17 protein-coding genes and 1 tRNA gene are annotated in these 19,280 nt (G+C 66.5%); 8 read left to right on the top strand and 10 right to left on the bottom strand.

Annotation, left to right across the window (positions count from 1 at the left end):
• Positions 1-62: 62 nt before the first annotated feature.
• The 5 genes from AC1DT6_RS09310 to AC1DT6_RS09290 form a co-directional block, all read right to left on the bottom strand.
• A complete protein-coding gene (locus AC1DT6_RS09310) occupies positions 63-1,208 on the bottom strand; it encodes a BMP family ABC transporter substrate-binding protein (protein ID WP_441632125.1) in 1,146 nt (381 codons plus the stop codon).
• Between the two features lie 156 nt (positions 1,209-1,364).
• Positions 1,365-2,285, bottom strand: a complete 921-nt coding sequence (locus tag AC1DT6_RS09305) for an ABC transporter permease (RefSeq protein WP_045238644.1) — start codon at positions 2,283-2,285, stop codon at positions 1,365-1,367.
• 16 nt (positions 2,286-2,301) lie between these two features.
• On the bottom strand, positions 2,302-3,402 hold the full coding sequence (locus AC1DT6_RS09300; RefSeq protein WP_441632122.1) for an ABC transporter permease: 1,101 nt from the start codon (positions 3,400-3,402) through the stop codon (positions 2,302-2,304).
• A complete protein-coding gene (locus AC1DT6_RS09295) occupies positions 3,395-4,969 on the bottom strand; it encodes an ABC transporter ATP-binding protein (protein WP_441632120.1) in 1,575 nt (524 codons plus the stop codon). The genes AC1DT6_RS09300 and AC1DT6_RS09295 overlap by 8 nt, the downstream gene beginning before the upstream one ends.
• 408 nt (positions 4,970-5,377) lie before the next feature.
• Positions 5,378-6,307, bottom strand: a complete 930-nt coding sequence (locus tag AC1DT6_RS09290) for a pirin family protein (protein WP_477102448.1) — start codon at positions 6,305-6,307, stop codon at positions 5,378-5,380.
• A gap of 680 nt (positions 6,308-6,987) precedes the next feature.
• On the opposite strand from AC1DT6_RS09290, the gene AC1DT6_RS09285 reads away from it, so the two are divergent.
• The 4 genes from AC1DT6_RS09285 to AC1DT6_RS09270 all read left to right on the top strand — a co-directional run bounded on the left by AC1DT6_RS09285 (position 6,988) and on the right by AC1DT6_RS09270 (position 10,505).
• Positions 6,988-7,704: an ABC transporter permease gene (locus tag AC1DT6_RS09285; RefSeq protein ID WP_477102447.1), complete on the top strand. Its 717-nt coding sequence runs from the start codon at positions 6,988-6,990 to the stop codon at positions 7,702-7,704.
• Positions 7,705-7,784: 80 nt separating this feature from the next.
• Positions 7,785-8,669 carry a glycine betaine ABC transporter substrate-binding protein gene (locus AC1DT6_RS09280; protein ID WP_441632139.1) on the top strand — a complete coding sequence of 295 codons (885 nt, stop codon included), beginning with the start codon at positions 7,785-7,787 and terminating at the stop codon, positions 8,667-8,669.
• A gap of 10 nt (positions 8,670-8,679) precedes the next feature.
• On the top strand, positions 8,680-9,327 hold the full coding sequence (locus tag AC1DT6_RS09275) for an ABC transporter permease (protein WP_441632114.1): 648 nt from the start codon (positions 8,680-8,682) through the stop codon (positions 9,325-9,327).
• Positions 9,328-9,329: 2 nt separating this feature from the next.
• Positions 9,330-10,505 (top strand): osmoprotectant ABC transporter ATP-binding protein OsmV, encoded by a 1,176-nt coding sequence (locus tag AC1DT6_RS09270; RefSeq protein WP_477102446.1) that lies wholly within the window; start codon positions 9,330-9,332, stop codon positions 10,503-10,505.
• Positions 10,506-10,573: 68 nt separating this feature from the next.
• Here AC1DT6_RS09270 and AC1DT6_RS09265 read toward each other — a convergent pair whose 3' ends face one another.
• On the bottom strand, positions 10,574-12,151 hold the full coding sequence (locus AC1DT6_RS09265) for an aldehyde dehydrogenase (NADP(+)) (protein WP_477102445.1): 1,578 nt from the start codon (positions 12,149-12,151) through the stop codon (positions 10,574-10,576).
• Between the two features lie 292 nt (positions 12,152-12,443).
• Positions 12,444-13,190: a FadR/GntR family transcriptional regulator gene (locus tag AC1DT6_RS09260; RefSeq protein ID WP_045238638.1), complete on the bottom strand. Its 747-nt coding sequence runs from the start codon at positions 13,188-13,190 to the stop codon at positions 12,444-12,446.
• 221 nt (positions 13,191-13,411) lie between these two features.
• Here AC1DT6_RS09260 and gudD point away from each other — a divergent pair, with 221 nt between their 5' ends.
• The 3 genes from gudD (at position 13,412) to AC1DT6_RS09245 (ending at position 16,389) form a co-directional block, all read left to right on the top strand.
• Positions 13,412-14,779, top strand: a complete 1,368-nt coding sequence (gene gudD / locus AC1DT6_RS09255) for a glucarate dehydratase (protein WP_477102444.1) — start codon at positions 13,412-13,414, stop codon at positions 14,777-14,779.
• Between the two features lie 135 nt (positions 14,780-14,914).
• Entirely contained in the window at positions 14,915-15,868 is a 954-nt protein-coding gene (locus tag AC1DT6_RS09250; RefSeq protein ID WP_477102460.1) for a Bug family tripartite tricarboxylate transporter substrate binding protein, read from the top strand.
• 146 nt (positions 15,869-16,014) lie between these two features.
• On the top strand, positions 16,015-16,389 hold the full coding sequence (locus tag AC1DT6_RS09245) for a hypothetical protein (RefSeq protein ID WP_441632106.1): 375 nt from the start codon (positions 16,015-16,017) through the stop codon (positions 16,387-16,389).
• A 51-nt stretch (positions 16,390-16,440) separates the two neighbouring features.
• Here the strand turns inward: AC1DT6_RS09245 and AC1DT6_RS09240 are convergent.
• A tRNA-Ser gene (locus AC1DT6_RS09240) sits at positions 16,441-16,530 on the bottom strand.
• A 284-nt stretch (positions 16,531-16,814) separates the two neighbouring features.
• On the opposite strand from AC1DT6_RS09240, the gene AC1DT6_RS09235 reads away from it, so the two are divergent.
• Positions 16,815-17,330, top strand: coding sequence for an outer membrane lipoprotein (locus AC1DT6_RS09235; protein WP_441632104.1), 516 nt, complete (start codon positions 16,815-16,817; stop codon positions 17,328-17,330).
• A gap of 89 nt (positions 17,331-17,419) precedes the next feature.
• Here AC1DT6_RS09235 and hemW read toward each other — a convergent pair whose 3' ends face one another.
• The gene (gene hemW / locus AC1DT6_RS09230) at positions 17,420-18,661 is read right to left on the bottom strand and encodes a radical SAM family heme chaperone HemW (protein WP_477102443.1); all 1,242 of its coding nucleotides are present in this window, start codon (positions 18,659-18,661) and stop codon (positions 17,420-17,422) included.
• The gene (gene rdgB / locus AC1DT6_RS09225; protein WP_441632100.1) at positions 18,658-19,275 is read right to left on the bottom strand and encodes an RdgB/HAM1 family non-canonical purine NTP pyrophosphatase; all 618 of its coding nucleotides are present in this window, start codon (positions 19,273-19,275) and stop codon (positions 18,658-18,660) included. Before rdgB ends, hemW begins: the two co-directional genes overlap by 4 nt.
• Between the last annotated feature and the right edge of the window lie 5 nt (positions 19,276-19,280).

Here is a 19,280-nt window from a genome sequence, read left to right as displayed (position 1 = left end):
GCCGCTGTACCGGCATTCCCGCGGGTGCGGGATGCCGGTACAGCTTGAACCGGTGCTGACGTTCAGCCCGGGATCTTGCCTTCCACGCCTTCGACGTAGAACTTGATGCCATGCAGGAAGCCATCGTCGGCGACCTGGTCCTTGGTCAGCTGCTCCTTGCCGGTGTTGTCCTTGAGCGGACCCTTCCAGATCGGCGCGGAACCGTCGGCCACGCCCTTCTTGCGCTCTTCCACCAGTGCCTTGACGTCATCCGGCACCACGGCGTTGAAGCCCTTCAGGTCGATCATGCCTTCCTTCAGGCCCCACCACGTGGTGCTGTTTTTCCACTGGTTGGCCAGCACGTCGCCCACCACCTTGTTGTAGTAGACGCCCCACGAAATCACCGAGGCGGCCAGGTGGGCCTTCTCGCCGAACTTGCTCATGTCGCTGTCCCAGCCGAAGGCGTACACGCCCTTTTCCTGCGCGGTCTGTACCACGGCGGCGGAGTCGGTGTTCTGCATCAGCATGTCCACGCCCTGGCCGATCAGCGTGGTGGCGGCTTCGCGCTCCTTGCCCGGATCGAACCACTTGTTCACCCACACCACCTTGACGGTCGCCTTGGGATTCACGCTGCGCGCGCCCAGGGTGAACGAGTCGATATTGCGGATCACCTCGGGGATGGGCACCGATGCCACCACGCCCATCTTGCCGGTCTTGCTCATCTTGCCGGCTACCACGCCGGCCAGGTAAGCGCCTTCATAGGTGCGTACGTCGTACTGCGCCAGGTTGTCCGCGGTCTTGAAGCCGGTGGCGTGCTCGAACTTCACGTCCGGGAATTCCTTGGCCACCTTGAGCATCGACTCCATGTAGCCGAAGGTCGTGCCGAAGATGAGCTTGTTGCCTTGCGCGGCGAGGTCGCGGAACACGCGTTCCGCATCGGCGGCGGATTCCGGCACGTTCTCGACGAAGGTGGTCTTCACCTTGTCGCCGTACTTTTCTTCGACGGCCTTGCGTCCTGCGTCATGGGCGTAGGTCCAGCCCGCGTCGCCGACCGGTCCGATGTAGACGAAGGCAACCTTCAGCGGTTCGGCCTTCTGCTCGGCGGCGGGGGCCGAAGCCGGGGCGGCGCTTTCCGCAGGCTTTTCGGCTTCCTTCTTGCCGCAGCCCGCGATAGCCAGCACGGCGGTGGCGGCCAGTGCGGCGAGGGTTTTCCTGCGCGTGACGATCATGATTTCTCCTTGTGATGACCTGGGTACTGATTCTTTGATTAAGGTTGCAACTGTGGCTCTGGTAACGAGGGTTTTCAGCGTGAGGTCTCTGGCGGACTTCTGAAAATCGGGCAATGCGGCGCGGCCCGGCAAGGCGCCGGGCCGCAATCGCAACGGTCAGGCAACACCCGGGCGGAAGGGTTTGCCCAGCGAGGCCGGCATGTTCAGGCGGATCCACGCCGGATTGCGCGAGATCAGCGCCAGCACGACGATGGTGGCCGCATAGGGCAGCATCGACAGTATCTGCGACGGCATCGACACACCGATCCCTTGCAGGTAGAACTGCAGGATGGTGACGCCGCCGAACAGCCACGCCCCGGCCCATACGCGGCCGGGTCGCCAGGTGGCGAAGGTGGTCAGCGCCAGCGCGATCCAGCCGCGCCCTGCCACCAGGTTCTCCACCCACATCGGCGTGTACACCAGAGACAGGTAGGCTCCGGCCAGCCCGCAGCAGGCACCGCCGAACAGCAGCGCGCCAAAGCGGATCAGCCGCACGGGATAGCCCAGCGCGTGCGCCGATTCCGGCGACTCGCCGATCGCGCGCAGGGTCAGCCCGGCGCGCGTGCGGAACAGGAACCACATGATGGCGCCGCACAGGAACAGGCTGAAATACACCATCCAGTGCTGCTGGAAGAAGGCCGGGCCGAAGAACGGGATATCAGCCAGGAAAGGAATCGACCTGGCCTGCGACGGCATGGCGAAGCCGACGAAGCGCTGGCCCATGAAGGCCGACAGCCCGGTGCCGAAGATCGACAGCGCCAGGCCGGTGGCCACTTGGTTGGTGGCCAGCACCAGCGCCAGCCACGAGAACAGCGTGGCCATCAGCATGCCGGCGAGCGCGCCGGCGGCAAAGCCGAGCATCGGCGACTGCGTCTGGTAGCCGACCATGAAGCCGAATGCGGCGGCCACCAGCATCATGCCTTCGGCGCCCAGGTTGAGCACGCCGGAGCGTTCGTTGATCAGCAGGCCGAGCGCGGCCAGCAGCAGGGGTGTGCCGGCGTTGATCGCCGTGGCGATAAGAGGGGCGAATTGTTCCATATCGTGTGGGCTCCGCTCAGGCGGCCTTGGCGCGCCAGCGCAGGCGGTTGTCGATCAGCGTATCGCTGGCCAGCAGGAAGAACAGCAGCATGCCCTGGAACACCGAGCCGATCGCCGAAGGCAGGCCCAGCCGGGACTGGGCCATTTCGCCGCCGATATAGAACAGCGACATGACGATGCCCCCGAATACGGTGCCCACCGGATGCAGGCGGCCGACGAAGGCGACGATGATCGCGGTGAAGCCGTAGCCGGGCGAGATCGACGGCAGCAACTGCCCGATCGGGCCGGTCACTTCGAAGGCGCCCGCCAGGCCGGCGGTGCCGCCCGAGATCATCAGCGCGCTCCACAGCGAACGGCGCGCCGAGAAGCCCGCATAGCGCGCCGCCGCCGGCGCGGTGCCGCCCACCTGCAGCCGGTAGCCCGCGAAGCTGCGGAAGATGAAGACGGTCATCACCGCCACCAGCACCAGCATCACCGCAAAGCCCGCGTGCAGGCGCGAGCCCGACAGCAGGTTGGGCAGCAGGAATTCGCTGGAGAACACCTTGGACTGCGGGAAGTTCATGCCGTTGGGATCCTTCAGCGGACCATTGACCACGTACAGCATCAGCTGCTGCGCGATATAGGTCAGCATCAGCGACACCAGGATCTCGTTGGCGTTGAACTTGTCCTTGAGCGCCGCGGTGATCGATGCCCAGAACATGCCGCCGACCACGCCGGCCAGCGAAGCCAGCACCAGCACCACGGAGCCGTTGACGCCATTGCCGGGCACGTCGAAGTACAGCACCGTGGCGCCGGCGAAAATGCCGCCGAGGATCAACTGGCCGTCGGCGCCGATGTTCCAGATATTGGCGCGGTAGCACACGGAAAGGCCGAGCGCGCAAAGCACCAGCGGTACGGTCTTGAGCAGCACCTCGCCGATGGCGCGGCGGTCCTTGAGCGGATCGACCAGGAAGACCTTGAGCGCGGCCACCGGATCCTTGCCGAGCAGCAGGAAGAGCAGGGCGCCGAAGGCGAGCGTCAGCGCCAGCGCAATGAAAGGGGAAGCGTAGGCCATGCGCCGCGAGGGCAGCCCGCGCGGCGCCAGCGACACGGGCGAGCGAAACAGGAAATCAGCCATGGAGCGCGGCCTCCTGTTGTTCGCGACGGCCGCCTGGCCCGCCTTCCCACAAGCCGCTCATCCACAGCCCGACCTGTTCGCGCGTGGCGTCCTGGGTGGGGATCGACGGCGATAGCCGGCCCTTGGCGATCACGTGCAGGCGATCGCAGATGGCGAACAGTTCGTCCAGTTCCTCGGACACCACCAGCAAGGCGCAGCCGGTGGCCTTGAGCGCCAGCAACTCGTTGTGGATCTGCGCCGCGGCGCCAACGTCCACGCCCCAGGTCGGCTGGGCCACGATCAACACCTTGGGGCCGCTCTCTATCTCGCGGCCAACGATGAATTTCTGCAGGTTGCCGCCCGACAGGCTCTTGGCCAGCGCGTCCGGCCCGCTTGCCTTGACGCGAAAGCGGCCGATCACGGCTTGCGCCAGCCCGGCCGCCGCCCTGGGCGATATCATGCCGCGCAGCACATAGGGCGCGGACTGGTGCGAGAGCAGGATATTGGCCGCCAGGCTCATGCCCGGGACGGCGCCGCGGCCCAGGCGCTCTTCCGGCACGAAGGCCAGGCCGGCGCGGCGGCGCTGGCGAGCGTCCAGCCTGCCCACCGGCTTGCCGTCCAGCGCGATGGCGTTGCGTTCCGCGCGGACGTCCTCGCCCGACAGCGCCGCCAGCAATTCCTGCTGGCCGTTGCCGGACACACCGGCGATGCCGACGATTTCGCCGGCATGCAGATCCAGCGAGATGCCGGACAGCTCCGTGGCGAAGGCATGCGCGCGCGGCAGGGACAGTTCGCGCACCGCGAGCCGGCACGCGCCGGGTTCCGTCTGCACGCGCGCTTCGCGCGGCGGCTCGCCGCCGATCATCAGGCGCGACAGCGAAGCCGCGCTCTCCTGGCGCGGATCGCACACGCCGGTGACACGGCCCATGCGCATCACGGTGGCGCTATGGCAAAGCTCGCGGATCTCGTCGAGCTTGTGGCTGATGTAGAGGATGCTGGTGCCTTCCGCGGCGAGCTGGCGCAGCGTGACGAACAGCGTCTGCACCGCCTGCGGCGTCAGCACGGAAGTGGGCTCGTCCAGGATCAGCAGCTGCGGTTTTGCCAGCAGCGCGCGCACGATCTCCACGCGCTGGCGCTCGCCCACCGACAAGGTGTGCACATGGCGGTTGGGCTCCAGCGGCAGGCCGTAACGCTCCGCCGTTTCGCGGATCTGCTCGGCCAGCTGCTTCATGTTGGTGGCGCCGGCGGCCTTGCTTGCCCTGGGCAGGCCGAGCGCGATGTTCTCGGTGACGGTCAGCGTATCGAACAGCGAGAAGTGCTGGAACACCATGGCGATGCCCAGGTTGCGGGCGTCGTGCGGATTGTGGATGGCGGCGGGCGCACCGTTGAAGTGCATATCGCCGGCGTCGGGTTTGACCGCGCCAAAGATGATCTTCATCAGGGTGGACTTGCCGGCGCCGTTCTCGCCGAGCACGGCGTGGATTTCGCCGGGGGCGACGACGAGGGACACATCGTCGTTGGCGGTCACGCCGGGGTAGCGCTTGCTGATATGGGCAAGCGCCAGCCTTGGGGTTGTACTTAAGGTCACTGAGGCGGCTCGAGTTGTTATGGCAGCAACGTGGATCAATGTTCGTATCGGGCAGCACCTCCTGCAGTGCGTGGGGCAGGATCGCCGTTACGCATTGCAGCAACCATCACTGGCTGGTGATGCCGTTTATTAACCGTGGATTATATAAGTGTGCGGGGTTCGGACGGCCTGTCCAGGACAGTTTTCTCGGCCCCGCAATGGATACAGGCAGGTTGCAAGTCGCATGCCGGGCACATGGCGCGGCCGGGCTGCCGCCTCTGGGGCGTAAGGTGGACAACATGGCCCGCAAGCGGCGCAATCGGGAGAGGCTGGGGGGAAGACGAGGGAAGCGGGGAGGCGCGGCAGCGGCCGGAGCAGGGCGCTCCGGCGCATGGTCCGCCGGGGGCGGCCCCGGCGGTAACTGGCGCGTCAGGCGCCTTTGCCGACCGCGATCTGGTTGAAGCGGCCTTCGCGGAAATCCGCCAGCGTCTGGTAGATCTGCTCCTGGGTGTTCATCACGAACGGCCCATATTGCACGATCGGCTCGCCCAGCGGCCGGCCCGCGATCAGCAGGAAGCGCGCATCGGCGCTGGCGCTGACCGTCACGCCGTCCGCGCCTGCCGGGTTGTCCAGCACGCCCATGCGCTGCGCTTCCAGCACGGCCGCGTTGTCTCCCGCGCCGACCGCGATCTCGCCGCGGTAGACGTACAGGAAGGCGTTATGCCTGGCCGGCAGCACCTGGGAGAAGCGCTGCCCGGCGGGCAGCGTCACGTCCAGGTAGAGCGGTTCCGTGACCGGACGCGTCACCGCACCTGCCACGCCGTGCGAAGCCCCTGCCAGCACCCGTACCATGGCGCCATCCGGCAGTGCCACGGTGGGCACGGCGGCGGCTGGCAGATCGCGGTACCACGGCGCTGTCATCTTGTCGGCGGCGGGCAGGTTCAGCCACAGCTGGAAGCCTTCCATGCGGCCGTCCTCCTGCTCGGGCATCTCCGAATGCACCACGCCGGCGCCGGCCACCATCCACTGGGCACCGCCATTTTCCAGCAGGCCCTCGTTGCCGGCGCTGTCGCGATGGCGCATGCGGCCGGCCAGCATATAGGTGATGGTTTCGAAGCCGCGATGCGGGTGATCGGGGAAGCCGCCGATGTAGTCGTCGCGGCTATCGGTGCCGAAGGCGTCCAGCATCAGGAACGGGTCCAGCCGGCGCTGCAGGTTCTGCGTGAGCACGCGCGTGAGTTTGACGCCGGCGCCATCCGAGGTGGCGATGCCCCGCACCACGCGGTCGACCGCGCGCGAGCGCTGCACGGTCTCCACGGCGGTGGCCGGGACGATGGGGGCGGTAGTGCGTTGTTCCATGATGAATCTCCTGTTGGCGGGGCTGGCGGCAATGGCGCCCGAGCCCGTTGGCTACCCTCCCAATTTAAGGGTTTGGGCCAAAACCGGTAGAGGGCATCCGGACAACAGATTGTTCTGCCAATGGCACGATCGGAGGTCATAGGTAGATCAATTCTGGAACAGCGCGAGCCTCGCGGAGGTATCGGACGAAGGCTGATAAACGCGGGCAGAAAGCGGTGTGGAAACGAGATGATGACAAGATCGGTGTAAATGGGTATAATAGCGATCTCGTTGTCATCCGATGTTGCGTAGTCATCTCGGGTTGGCAGGGTCCGGGCAAGCGTCTTAACCAGCTTGCATCCCGCCCAAGCCACCCGTGTGCGGCACCGGCCGATTGATCCGGCGGCGCGTCGGAACCACCAAATTTGCGCCGCCACTGGCCTCCCGTTTCTGCACCTTGCAGCGGGTTGCGCCGCTCCAGGGATCCCAGCCTTCACCGGCATGGCGTCCCGTCAATTGGGTTTCCCGCCTCCGCGCGTGGAACCCGGCGCCCGTCCACCGGCTCATCTGCCGGTCATGGCGGGCAAGGCAATCTAGTCAGGGCCGGCGGCCCCCATTGCACCCGCCCGTGCCCATTTGTTCGTCCGTCAATCCGGATGTGGCTCTTCATGCCCACATGCGGCATGCGGAGAGAGGGGAATATGTCCAAGCAATCCAAACAGGCACTGGCCTGGGGATGTTTTGCGCTCGCCGCGCTGGCCGGTCTGGTCGCGTGGATCGGTGTCGACGTCATCCGGCAGTACCAGGACCGCCTGTGGTACGACGCGGCCGACCACCTGCGCCTAGTGGCGTGGTCGATGGCGCTGGCCCTGGCCACCGGAATTCCGGCCGGCATCGGCCTGAGCCGGCCCTGCATGCGCCGCTGGGCCGATCGCCTGATGCAAGTCTTCAATATCGGCAACACCGTGCCGTCGCTGGCAGTGCTGGCGCTTGCCCTGGCTGTGCTCGGCATTGGCGAGCGGCCCGCCATCCTGGCGCTCTGGCTGGCCTCGCTGCTGCCGATCGTGCGCAATACCTGCGAGGGTCTGCGCGGCGTATCGCCGGCGTTGACCGAGGCCGCGCGCGGCCTTGGCATGACCTCGATGCAGCGCCTGTTCCGGGTCGAATTGCCCAATGCGCTGCCGGTGATCCTGGCGGGCGTGCGTATCAGCCTGGTGATCAATGTCGGGACGGTGCCGCTGTCCTTCCTGATCGGCGCCAACAGCCTGGGCGAACTGATCTTCCCCGGCATCTACCTGAACAATCAGCCTTTGCTGCTGCTGGGCGCCGCGGCCACCGCGCTGCTGGCGCTTGCCCTCGACGGCCTGTTCGCCGCCGCCGGCTACTGCTACCTGCGCCGCCGCGGGCTGGCGCGCTGATGCGCGCACCGAACATGAAGGAAAACCCGATGCATTTCATCACAAGCGCGCTGGCCCGCGCGGCCCGCGGCCAGGCACGCATGCTGGCAAGTCTCGCCGTGCTCGCCGCACTGGCAGCCCTGGCGCTGCCGGCGCATGCCGATCCCGTTCGTGTAGGCGGCAAGAACTTCACCGAGCAGCTGATCCTGTCGTCGATGACGTCCCAGTACCTGCAGGCCAAAGGCCTTGCCACCGAGCTGACTTCCGGCCTGGGCAGCACGCTGATGCGCCAGGCCATGGAAAGCGGCCAGCTCGACGTGGTGTGGGATTACACCGGCACGGCGCTGATCGTGTTCAACAAGGTCGAGGAAAAGCTCGAAGCCAGGGAAAGCTACGAGCGCGTCAGGACGCTGGACGCCGCCCGCGGCCTGATGTGGCTCGACGCCTCGGGCATCAACAACACCTATGCACTGGCGATGCCGCGCAAGCGCGCCGAAGCCGCCGGCGTGACCACGCTGTCGGCCTTCGCCGGGAAGATGCAGGCCGCCGCGGAAGGCACCGCGCATCCGTTCGCGGTCGACATGGAATTCGCCGCGCGCCCCGACGGCCTGGAGCCGCTCAAGACGCTCTACAAGCTGCCGTTCTCGCGGCGTGACGTGATCCAGCTCGATCCCGGCCTGGTCTATACGGCGCTGAAGAACGACCAGGTGGAGCTCGGCCTGGTGTACACCACCGATGGCCGCGTCAAGGGCTTCGACCTCGTGCTGCTGGAGGACGACCAGCACTTCTTCCCCGCATACAACGCCGTGCCCGTTGTGCGCAAGGCGACGCTGGACAAGCATCCCGAGATCGCGGGCCTGCTCAATGCGCTGTCGGCCAAGCTCGACAACGAGGCCATGACCGAGATGAACTACAAGGTCGATATCGGCCAGCAGCCGGTCGACAAGGTGGCGCAGGAATTCCTGCGCGGCCACGGCCTGATCTGAGGAGGGGCGCATGGAATTGCTGACTTACCTTCAACATAGCTGGCCAACATTGCTCAAGCTAACCGGACAGCATCTGGCGCTGGTGGGCTCCGCGGTGGGGCTGGCCATCGTGGTGGGCGTGCCGCTGGGCATCCTGTGCGCGCGCTTCCGCTTCCTCGCCACGCCGCTGCTGACGCTGGCCACCATCGTGCTGACCCTGCCGTCGATCGCGCTGTTCGGCCTGATGATCCCGATCTTCGCCCGCTTCGGCCACGCGCTCGGCTATGTGCCGGCGGTGACCGCGGTGTTTCTCTATTCGCTGCTGCCGATCATGCGCAATACCTGCGTGGCGCTTGCCAACGTCGACGACGGCATCCAGGAAGCCGGCCGCGGCATCGGCATGACCACCTGGCAGCGCATGCGGCTGGTGGACCTGCCGCTGGCCGTGCCCGTCATCCTCGGCGGCGTGCGTACCGCCGTGGTGATGAACATCGGCGTGGCCACCATCGCCGCCATCATCGGCGCGGGTGGCCTTGGGGTGCTGATCCTGCAAGCGATCAGCCAGAGCAACATGAGCAAGCTGGCGATCGGCGCGGTGCTGGTCAGCGTGCTCGCCATCGTGGCCGATGCCTGCCTGCAGTGGTTGCAGCGGGCGCTGACACCGAAAGGAATTCGCTGAACATGATTGAACTCGAACAACTCACCAAGACCTTCAGGCAAAAGGATGGCGCGGAAGTACGCGCCGTCGATGCCGTTTCGCTCACGGTGCCCAAGGGCGAGATCTGCGTCTTCCTCGGCCCCTCTGGCTGCGGCAAGACCACCACGCTCAAGATGATCAACCGCCTGATCCAGCCCAGCTCCGGCCGCGTCCTGATCGACGGCGAGGACACCACCCGCGTGGACGAAGTCACGCTGCGCCGCAAGATCGGCTACGTGATCCAGCAGATCGGCCTGTTCCCGAACATGACCATCGAGGAGAACATCATGGTCGTGCCGCGCCTGCTGGGCTGGGACAAGAAGCGCTGCCGCGAGCGCGCGCGCGAACTGATGTCGATGGTGCAACTCGATCCCGACAAGATGCTCACGCGCTATCCGCGGGAATTGTCGGGCGGCCAGCAGCAGCGCATCGGCGTGATCCGCGCGCTCGCGGCGGATGCGCCCGTGTTGCTGATGGACGAACCCTTCGGCGCCGTCGACCCGATCAATCGCGAGAGCATCCAGAACGAGTTCTTCCAGATGCAGCGCCAGCTCGGCAAGACCGTGATCATGGTTTCGCACGACATCGACGAGGCCATCAAGCTGGGCGACCGCGTGGCCGTATTCCGCGGCGGCAAGCTGGTGCAATTCGACCATCCCGACGCACTGCTGGCGCGTCCGGCCGACGATTTCGTGCAGGCCTTCATCGGCCACGACAATACGCTCAAGCGCCTGCTGCTGGTGCGCGCCGGCGATGCCGCCACCATGGCGCAGACCTGCAGCCCGGACATGCCGCTGGCGCAGGCTTTCGGCATCATGGACGACGCCGATGTGCGCCACCTGCCGGTGGTGGACGAGACGCAGCGCGCGCTGGGCTACGTCACGCGGCGCGACGCGCGCACGGGGCAAGGGGTGTGCGCGAATGCGATGCGGCCGTTCATGGCGACCGCCGCGTTCGACGAGCACCTGCGCATCGTGCTTTCGCGCATGTACCAGCACAACACGAGCTGGCTGCCGGTGGTGGATGCCGATGGTGTCTATCTTGGCGAAGTCACGCAGGAATCGATTGCCGACTATCTCAGCTCGGGCCGCTCTCGCGGTAACGCGCCGGTGATCCAGCCGCCGCAGGCGCCGGCCGCGATCGAGCGTATTGCAGCGTAGGCAACGCGTGCCGCGCGAAATGGAAACGGGCCGGGATTACCGGCCCTTTTTTACGGCTGTGCGTAATGTCAGTCGCGCGCCAGTTGTCCGTCAGTGAGACGCCACGCCTTCAACGGGTTGCCGTCCTGCAGCGCCGGCGGCAGCAGTTCCGCAGGCACGTTCTGATAGCACACGGGGCGCAGGAAGCGCTCGATCGAGGAAGCGCCGACCGAGGTGGCGCGCGTATCCGACGTGGCGGGGAAGGGGCCGCCATGGACCATCGCATAGGACACTTCCACCCCGGTCGGATAGCCATTGAACAGCACGCGCCCAGCCTTGCGCTCCAGCACCGTCAGCAGGCTGCCGGCGTCGGCGCGGTCACCCGCATCCGCTTGCACGGTGGCGGTAAGCTGGCCTTCGAGCCGGCGTGCCACCGCCAGCATTTCCTCGTGGTCGCGGCACACGACCAGTACCGAGGACGGGCCAAATACTTCGGCTTCCATGCGATGGTCTGCGAGGAAGCGTTCAGCCGTGGTTTCGAACAGCGCAGGGCGGGCCTGGTTGGGGCCGCTCGCTGGCTTGCCGCTGCCGATGCGGCGCAGTCCTTCGATGTCGCCGAGCTGGGCCACGCCGTTGTCGTAAGCCTGGCAGATGCCGGGCGTCAGCATGGTGGCGGCGGCTTTCTCCGCCAGCGCCGCAATCGCGCCCTGGCGGAACCCATCCAGCGCCGGGCTTTCCACGGCCAGCAACAGGCCGGGGTTGGTGCAGAACTGGCCCACGCCCATCACCAGCGAATCCACCAGGTTGCGCGCGATCTCCGCGCCGCGGGCGGCCAGCGCCGCCGGCAGCAGGAACACCGGGTTGATGCTGCTCATCTCCGCATAGACGGGGATCGGCTGGGGCCGGCTGTTGGCCGTCTGCACCAGCGCCAGGCCGCCGCTGCGCGAGCCGGTAAAGCCCACTGCCTGGATCGAAGGATGCGCCACCAGGGCCGTGCCCACGGCAACGCCCGCGCCGACCAGCAGCGAGAACACGCCTTCGGGCAGCCCGGCGTCCGCCACGGCCTTCTGGATCACGCGGCCGACCAGCTCGGAGGTGCCGAGGTGGGCCGAATGCGCTTTCACGATGACCGGGCAGCCCGCAGCCAGCGCCGACGCGGTATCGCCGCCCGCCACCGAGAACGCCAGCGGGAAGTTGCTGGCGCCGAATACGGCTACCGGCCCGATAGCGATCTTCTGCAGGCGCAGGTCGGGGCGCGGCGGCGTGCGCTCCGGCAGGGCGGAGTCGAGCGTGGCGGATTGCCAGCGGCCATCGCGCAGCACGCTCGCGAACAGGCGCAACTGGCCGGCGGTGCGTGCGCGTTCGCCCTGCAGGCGCGCGATCGGCAGCGCGCTTTCGGCGTGGGCGCGCTCGATCAGCGTGTCGCCCAGGGCTTCCAGGCCGTTGGCGATGGACTCCAGGAACCGCGCGCGGGTTTCCGGCGAGGTGTTCCGGTAAGTGTCGAACGCGGCTTCGGCCAGCACGCAGGCGCGCTCGGCCTCGGCGGCRCCGCCGCCATGGAATTCCGGTGCGAGCGTTTCCCCCGTGGCCGGGTTGGTGGCATGGAGGATCTTGGTGGTGCCGCGCACTGCGCTGGCGCCGATCAGCATTTCGCCGGTGATGGTCATGAGCGTTTCCTGCTTTTCAACTGCGATCAAGGATCAAGAGGGTGCCCGCGCGGCAGCGCGAGCGGGACTTCCGGGTTGTCTTGCGAGTGGCTCGCATCGATTCGAGGCACTGGCTGGCGCGACAGACGGTAGTTGCGCGGGCGCGCCCATGTGGCTCTGTGCGAACACTGCGGGGCCAGCGAGCAGCGCCAGGATCTCATCGGTTTTATTGTAAGACATCCTACAACATACAATGCGTTAATAGCAAGCAGGAAAACCCCGATTCCGTCGGGGTTCTCCAGACCACCAGTCTTTAGCTTGCTTCCACCGCCGCCGACGCCTTGCGCAGCCGCTCGCGGCTGTTGGTCAGGTGCATGCGCATGGCGGCCTTGGCGCCTTCGGGGTCGCGCCGCTCGATGGCATCGTAGATATTCTCGTGCTCGATATTGACGCGCTCGAGATATTGCTCGCGCTCCTGCGCGCTGACGTGCAGCCGGCTGCGCGGGATCACCATGGTGCCGAGATGCCCCATGATGTCGGTGAAGTAGCGATTGCCGGTAGCGCGCGCAATGACGAGGTGAAACTCGAAGTCAGCCCCCACCGAATCCTCGCCGCCAGCCGCCGTGCGCTTGAGTTCGTCGAGCGCACGGCGCATTGCCGCCAGCTGCTCGTCGCTGCGCCGGGACGCCGCCAGGCTGGCGGCCTCGGCTTCCAGGCTGACGCGGAATTCCAGCATGGCCAGCACGTCCATGGCGGTCCCCATGGTGGCGGGGTCGATGCGGAAGGGCGAGCCGTTCTCGGTACTGCGCGCCAGCACGAAGGTGCCGATGCCGTGGCGGGTCTCGACCAGGCCGCTGGCTTGCAGCCGCGACAGCGCTTCGCGCACCACGGTGCGGCTGACGCCGAGCGCGGCCATGATCTCGGATTCGGTCGGCAGCTTGTCGCCCGGCTTGAGCAGGCCTTGCTGGATGCGCTCGCTCAGGTTGCTCACCGCCTCTTCGGCAAGCGTGCGGCCGCGGCGCCGCAGCGGGGTGGTGGAGGCAAACATCGGGTTTGACATGATAGTGGGCAGGGGGCTTGACCGGATCTCGATGGGCTCATTATACTGCGTCGTAAGTTATATGACGACCGATAACAGGTGTCTCGTGCCTCTAATTCAATTCCAGGCCCGGCCAGCACTGACGAACTGGTACCCGGCAGCAACCGGGCAGCCAGACCGAGACAACCCGTAAGAGCCGCAGCCGCCAGGGGCCGTGCCTGCTCTTTCCGCCGGAATTCCACATGATCCAGACATCCATCTCCGCTACCCGCGCCGCGCCAGTCGCAGGCACGCCCGTCGTCACCGAACTCACCGTGGTGCCGGTAGCCGGCCACGACAGCATGCTGATGAACCTGTCGGGTGCCCACGGTCCGTTCTTCACCCGCAATATCGTCATCCTCAAAGACAGCGCGGGGAATACCGGCGTTGGCGAAGTGCCGGGCGGCGAAGCGATCCGCCAGACCCTGGAGGATGCGCGGGAACTCATCGTGGGGCAATCGATCGGCAATCACCAGGCCTTGCTCAATCGCGTACGCAGCGCCTTTGCCAGCCGCGATGCGGGCGGGCGCGGCCTGCAGACCTTCGACCTGCGCATCACCATCCATGCCGTCACCGCGCTGGAAGCGGCCCTGCTGGACCTGCTCGGCAAGCACCTCGGCGTGCCGGTAGCGGCCCTGCTTGGCGAGGGCCAGCAACGCGATGCGGTGGAGATGTTGGGCTACCTGTTCTATATCGGCGACCGCAACTGCACCACGCTCGGCTATCGCAGCGAACCGGAGGCGGACAACGAGTGGTTCCGCTTGCGCAACGAGGCGGCTATGAGCGCCGAAGGCGTGGTACGACTGGCTGAGGCCGCCTATGCGCGCTACGGCTTCAACGACTTCAAGCTCAAGGGCGGCGTGCTGCGCGGCGATGAAGAGATGGAAGCCATCCTGGCGCTCGCCGAACGCTTCCCCAGGGCGCGTATCACGCTGGACCCCAACGGCGCGTGGTCGCTGGCCGAAGCCGTGCGCCTGTGCCGCGACAAGCATGGCGTACTGGCCTATGCCGAAGATCCGTGCGGCGCGGAGGATGGTTTTTCGGGCCGCGAGGTCATGGCCGAGTTCCGCACCGCCACCGGCCTGCCCACCGCCACAAACATGGTTGCGACCGACTGGCGCCAGATGGGCCACGCAGTGCGCCTGCAGTCGGTCGATATCCCGTTGGCCGATCCGCATTTCTGGACCATGCAAGGCTCGGTGCGGGTTGCGCAGATGTGCGCCGAATGGGGCCTGACCTGGGGCTCGCACTCCAACAACCATTTCGATATTTCGCTGGCCATGTTCACCCATGTGGCCGCTGCCGCGCCGGGCCGCGTCACCGCGATCGATACGCACTGGATCTGGCAGGACGGCGAGCGCCTGACCAAAGCGCCGCTGAAGATCGAGAACGGCAAGGTAGCCGTGCCGAGCCAGCCGGGCCTCGGCGTCGAACTCGATATGGAGCAGGTGGCGCTGGCGCACGAGCGCTACAAGAACATGGGACTGGGCGCGCGCGACGATGCGGCTGCCATGCAATTCCTGATCCCGGGTTGGACCTTCAACAATAAGGCGCCGTGCATGGTCCGGTGAGCGCGCACCATCCGGACACAAGAAATACCACTCAAAAGCGAGGAGACAACGATGTTCAAGACTGACGACCGGTCCCGCATGACCGGCACCACAGCTGCGCCCACGTACCGCGTGCTGCGCCGGTTGACCACCGCCATGATCGCAGCCGTGACGGTGCTGGCGGCCGCCGGCACCGCCGTCGCATCGACGGCATGGCCCCAGAAGGCCGTCTCGGTCGTGGTGCCGTTCCCGGCCGGGGGCTCCACCGACACCATCGCGCGCATGCTGGCGGTGCCGCTCAATGAGAAGCTGGGCCAGCCCTTCGTGGTGGACAACCGCCCGGGCGCCACCGGGGCCATCGGCGCGACCATGGTCAAGCGCGCGCCCGCGGATGGCTACACCTTGCTGGTAGCGTCGATCGGCGTCTACGCGGTGAACCCCTTCCTGCAGAAGAATCTTGGCTACGACCCGGCCAAGGACTTCGACCTGTTGACGGTTGCCGTGCGTGCGCCCAATGTGCTGGTCACCAAGCCCGATTTCCCGGCGAAGAACCTGCAGGAACTGGTTGCGTACATGAAGAAGAATCCTGGCAAGGTCGCATTTGCCAGTTCCGGAGCCGGCTCGTCCGACCACCTGACGGCCGCGTTGTTCTGGCAGAAATCCGGTACCGACGGACTCCATGTTCCCTATAAGGGCGGGGCGCCGGCCATCTCCGACCTGCTTGCCGGACAGGTGGATGTCTCGTTCCAGAACGTGAACGCGGTGCTCCAGCATATTCGCAGCGGCAAGCTGAAGGCGCTGGCGGTAACTGGCGACAAGCGCTCGTCCGTGTTGCCGAACGTGCCCACCATGGCGGAGAGTGGCGTGAAGGACGTCGATGTGTATTCGTGGCAAGGCGTGGCGGCGCCGCGGGGGCTGCCGAAGGACATCAAGGCCAAGCTGCATGCCGCCCTGGTCGGCGCGCTCAATGAGCCCCAGATGCGGCAGAAACTGGCCGAGAACGGTTTCGAGGTGGTCGCCAACACGCCCGAGCAGTTCGAACAATTCGAGAAGCAGGAACTCCAGCGCTGGAAGGCCGTGATCGAAGCCGGCAAGATCAGCATCGACTAGGTTCGCGGTATCGGCGCAAGCGTTGCTCTTTGCCCCGCCTGTCTGCGGGGTGTTTTCATTTGCGGAGCGGATTCGGACGCGGGCGCGCGCAACCTGATAGGCTTGGGCCACGCGCGCTTTGCGCTGCCCCGCCGCTGGCGCCCCCCATGATCCGGTTCTGCAAATCGCCGCCCTGCCTGCTGATCGAGACAGAGTCCCGGTGGCTGATTCCGCGTGGGTTCGACGGCTTCGCGCCGGGGCCGCTGATCCTGGTGCGGCCTGGCGTCAGCCATGCGCTGATCGAGCATGAGAAGGTGCACGTGCGGCAGTTCTGGCGCTCGGGGGGACTGATGGGCGTGTTCTACCTGCTCAGCCCGCGCTGGCGCCTGCGTTTCGAGCTGGAGGCCTATCGCGAGCAGCTCAGGCACTGCGAGCCCGGCGCCGCGCATTATTTCGCGCGGATGCTGGCGCGGCACTATCGGCTGGATATATCGCAGGAGGAGGCGTACCGCTTGTTGACGGAGCCCGGCGAACCGGAGTGACCGTTTGCCGTTTCGCTCAATCGGGATGGCTGCATTCGCGAGCGGAAAATCTGGCGGAAGCGGTGAGATTCGAACTCACGGATGGGTCACCCCATCGGCAGTTTTCAAGACTGCTGCCTTAAACCACTCGGCCACGCTTCCGGTAAGAAAGTGCAGGCATTGTAGCGCGAACAGGGGGAGGTTCCCGCTCGTGCTTCATGCTGCATTGACGCAGGCGCAACGGCCAGCGCCGCGCATTATAGCAAGGGCGGGGACGCTTGGTTGCGCATGTTGTGCAATGTTGTCTTGTCGGTGTCTTGTCGGTGTCTGTCGGACGCGGCGGAACCTTCTTTCAGGCTCGGCGCTCCTATCATTCATGAGGGCGCGCGCCGGGGTGGCGCGTCCCCCTGTTCCATGCATTTGCAGGCAATCGAAGAGGATAACTGATGAAGGGCAAGATTCTGTTGGGCGTAGCGGCGGCCGCCGCGTTGACCGGGTTGGCGGGTTGCGCGGCGCCGGGCGGCGGCTATGGCGGCGGCTATGGCGCTCCGCCGCCGCAGGCTGGGTACCAGACGCCGCCCCCGGCGCCGGCCACGAATACCTACCAGGCGCCGGCGGGTTCGGTGTTTCATGGCCGGGTCGAGTCGATCGAGCCGGTGACCACCCAGAAGAACAGTTCGGGCGTGCTCGGCACGGTCATCGGCGGCGTCGCCGGTGGCCTGCTGGGGCACCAGGTCGGCGGGGGTACCGGCAATACCATTGCGACCATCGGCGGTGCGGTAGCGGGTGGCTTGGCGGGCAACCAGATCGAGAAGCGCGCCGGCAGCAGCACCGAGACCGTCTATCGCGTCAATGTGCGGTTAGACGATGGCCGTCTGGCCACGGTGACGCAGCGCGATGTCAGTAGCTTGCGCATCGGTTCCCGTGCGCAGGTCGCCAACGACATGGCGATGCCGTATTGACCGGGACGCGGGTATCGCGTCAAGCATTTCGACAGGAAAACGGCCACCCTCGGGTGGCCGTTTTCCTGTCTGCTGCAAGGCGTCTGGCGTCACCCCTTCAGGAACATCTCCTGCAGGTCGTTCAGGAAACGCCGGCCGAGTTCGGTGGGCTTGATGGTGGCGAGATCGGCTTCGAGCAGGCCCTTTTTCTCGGCCGCGGCCAGTTCGCGGCTGATGGTGTGCAGCGGCAGCCCGGTGTGGTCGAAGAACGTGCTGGCCGGCACGCCGTCGGTAAGGCGCAGCGCGTTCAGCATGAACTCGAAGGGCAGGTCGGACGCGCCGACGTCGTGCTGCTCTTGCACGGCATTGCCGGCCATGGACTGTGCCATATAGGTGGCCGGATGCTTGTGGCGCATCTGGCGCAGTACCCGGTGCGGGAAGGAGAGCTTGCCGTGCGCGCCGGCCCCGATGCCGAGGTAGTCGCCGAAGCGCCAGTAGTTCAGGTTGTGGCGCGCTTCGCGATGCGGCTTGCCGTAGGCCGAGGTTTCATAGTGCCGGTAGCCGGCCTGGGCGGTGCGCGCTTCGACCAGGTCCTGCATTTCGTAGGCGCTGTCGTCGTCGGGCAGGGCCGGGGGGAATTTGGCGAACAGCGTGTTSGGCTCCAGYGTCAGATGGTAGAGCGACAGGTGCGTGGTGTTGAACGACAGCGCCGTTTCCAGGTCCTGCGCGCAATCCGCCAGGGTCTGGCCTGGCAGCGCGTACATCAGGTCGAGATTGACGTTGTCGAAATTGTCCAGCGCGATGCCGATCGCGGCGCGCGCTTCGTCGCCACCGTGGATGCGGCCGAGCGCGGCGAGATGGCGGTCGTTGAAGCTCTGGATGCCGATCGACAGGCGGTTGATGCCGCTGGCCCGATAGCTGGCGAAACGCTCCGCCTCGAAGGTGCCGGGGTTGGCCTCCATGGTGATCTCGGCGTCGGCGTCGAGCGGCAAGAGCGCGCGAATGTCCGAGAGCAGCCGGTCCATGCCGGCGGCCGACAGCAGGCTGGGCGTGCCACCGCCGATAAAGACCGTGTGCACGGGGCGGCCCCATACCAAGGGCAGCGATTGCTCCAGGTCGGCGCGCAGCGCATCCAGGTAGGCATCTTCCGGAATGTCGTGGCTGTCCGCCGCGCCGGGCACCGCATGCGAGTTGAAGTCGCAGTACGGACACTTGCGCACGCACCAGGGGATATGCACATAGAGCGACAGCGGCGGCGAGGCGGGCAGGGAGATCTGGCCAGGCTGCAGCCACAGCGACTTGGTATCGGCAGGGGGGGTGCCGGTCGACGCGATGGGAACGATCGGGATCATGGGCAGCCGGGCGTGATGCCGTCCGCCTGCAGGCGTTCGGTCAGCGCCTTGAGCGCCAGCGCGCGATGGCTGATCGCATTCTTTTCCGCGGGGCTCAGTTCGGCCGCTGTCTTGCCCAGCTGGGGCAGCATGAAGTGCGGATCGTAGCCAAAGCCGGCGTTGCCGCGCGGTGCGTCGACCACCTCGCCGGACCATACGCCTTCGGCGATGACGGGGCGCGGATCCTCGGCATGGCGCACCAGCACCAGCACGCAGTAGTAGTAGGCACGGCGGTTCAGCTTGCCGGCGAGTTGCGAGATGAGGTGCGCATTGTTGGCGGCGTCGGATTTCGGCTTGCCTACCAGTTGCGCATAACGCGCGGAGTAGACGCCCGGCGCGCCATCCAACGCGTCGACGCAGATGCCGGAATCATCGGCCAGCGCGGGCAGGCTGGACAGGCGGCTGGCGTGGCGCGCTTTGGTAAGGGCGTTTTCGACGAAGGTGGCGAAGGGTTCCTCGGCCTCGTCGATGCCGAGTTGTCCCTGCGGTATCACCTCGAAGCCGAGCGGCGCCAGCAGCGCGCCAAACTCGCCGAGCTTGCCGGGGTTGTTGGAGGCGAGGACCAGGCGTTGCATGGCGT

This window comes from Cupriavidus sp. 01L45 (assembly GCF_056399885.1).
Note: the sequence above shows the minus strand (reverse complement) of the source record. Positions and strands in the feature narration are given on the sequence as shown.

What these genes read in the sequence shown, in the direction of transcription:
- AC1DT6_RS09310 (WP_441632125.1), bottom strand. Translation starts at nt 1,208, where the DNA reads ATGATCGTCACGCGCAGGAAAACCCTCGCCGCACTGGCCGCCACCGCC.
- AC1DT6_RS09305 (WP_045238644.1), bottom strand. Translation starts at nt 2,285, where the DNA reads ATGGAACAATTCGCCCCTCTTATCGCCACGGCGATCAACGCCGGCACA.
- AC1DT6_RS09300 (WP_441632122.1), bottom strand. Translation starts at nt 3,402, where the DNA reads ATGGCTGATTTCCTGTTTCGCTCGCCCGTGTCGCTGGCGCCGCGCGGG.
- AC1DT6_RS09290 (WP_477102448.1), bottom strand. Translation starts at nt 6,307, where the DNA reads ATGGAACAACGCACTACCGCCCCCATCGTCCCGGCCACCGCCGTGGAG.
- AC1DT6_RS09285 (WP_477102447.1), top strand. Translation starts at nt 6,988, where the DNA reads ATGTCCAAGCAATCCAAACAGGCACTGGCCTGGGGATGTTTTGCGCTC.
- AC1DT6_RS09280 (WP_441632139.1), top strand. Translation starts at nt 7,785, where the DNA reads ATGCTGGCAAGTCTCGCCGTGCTCGCCGCACTGGCAGCCCTGGCGCTG.
- AC1DT6_RS09275 (WP_441632114.1), top strand. Translation starts at nt 8,680, where the DNA reads ATGGAATTGCTGACTTACCTTCAACATAGCTGGCCAACATTGCTCAAG.
- AC1DT6_RS09270 (WP_477102446.1), top strand. Translation starts at nt 9,330, where the DNA reads ATGATTGAACTCGAACAACTCACCAAGACCTTCAGGCAAAAGGATGGC.
- AC1DT6_RS09260 (WP_045238638.1), bottom strand. Translation starts at nt 13,190, where the DNA reads ATGTCAAACCCGATGTTTGCCTCCACCACCCCGCTGCGGCGCCGCGGC.
- gudD (WP_477102444.1), top strand. Translation starts at nt 13,412, where the DNA reads ATGATCCAGACATCCATCTCCGCTACCCGCGCCGCGCCAGTCGCAGGC.
- AC1DT6_RS09250 (WP_477102460.1), top strand. Translation starts at nt 14,915, where the DNA reads ATGATCGCAGCCGTGACGGTGCTGGCGGCCGCCGGCACCGCCGTCGCA.
- AC1DT6_RS09245 (WP_441632106.1), top strand. Translation starts at nt 16,015, where the DNA reads ATGATCCGGTTCTGCAAATCGCCGCCCTGCCTGCTGATCGAGACAGAG.
- AC1DT6_RS09235 (WP_441632104.1), top strand. Translation starts at nt 16,815, where the DNA reads ATGAAGGGCAAGATTCTGTTGGGCGTAGCGGCGGCCGCCGCGTTGACC.
- rdgB (WP_441632100.1), bottom strand. Translation starts at nt 19,275, where the DNA reads ATGCAACGCCTGGTCCTCGCCTCCAACAACCCCGGCAAGCTCGGCGAG.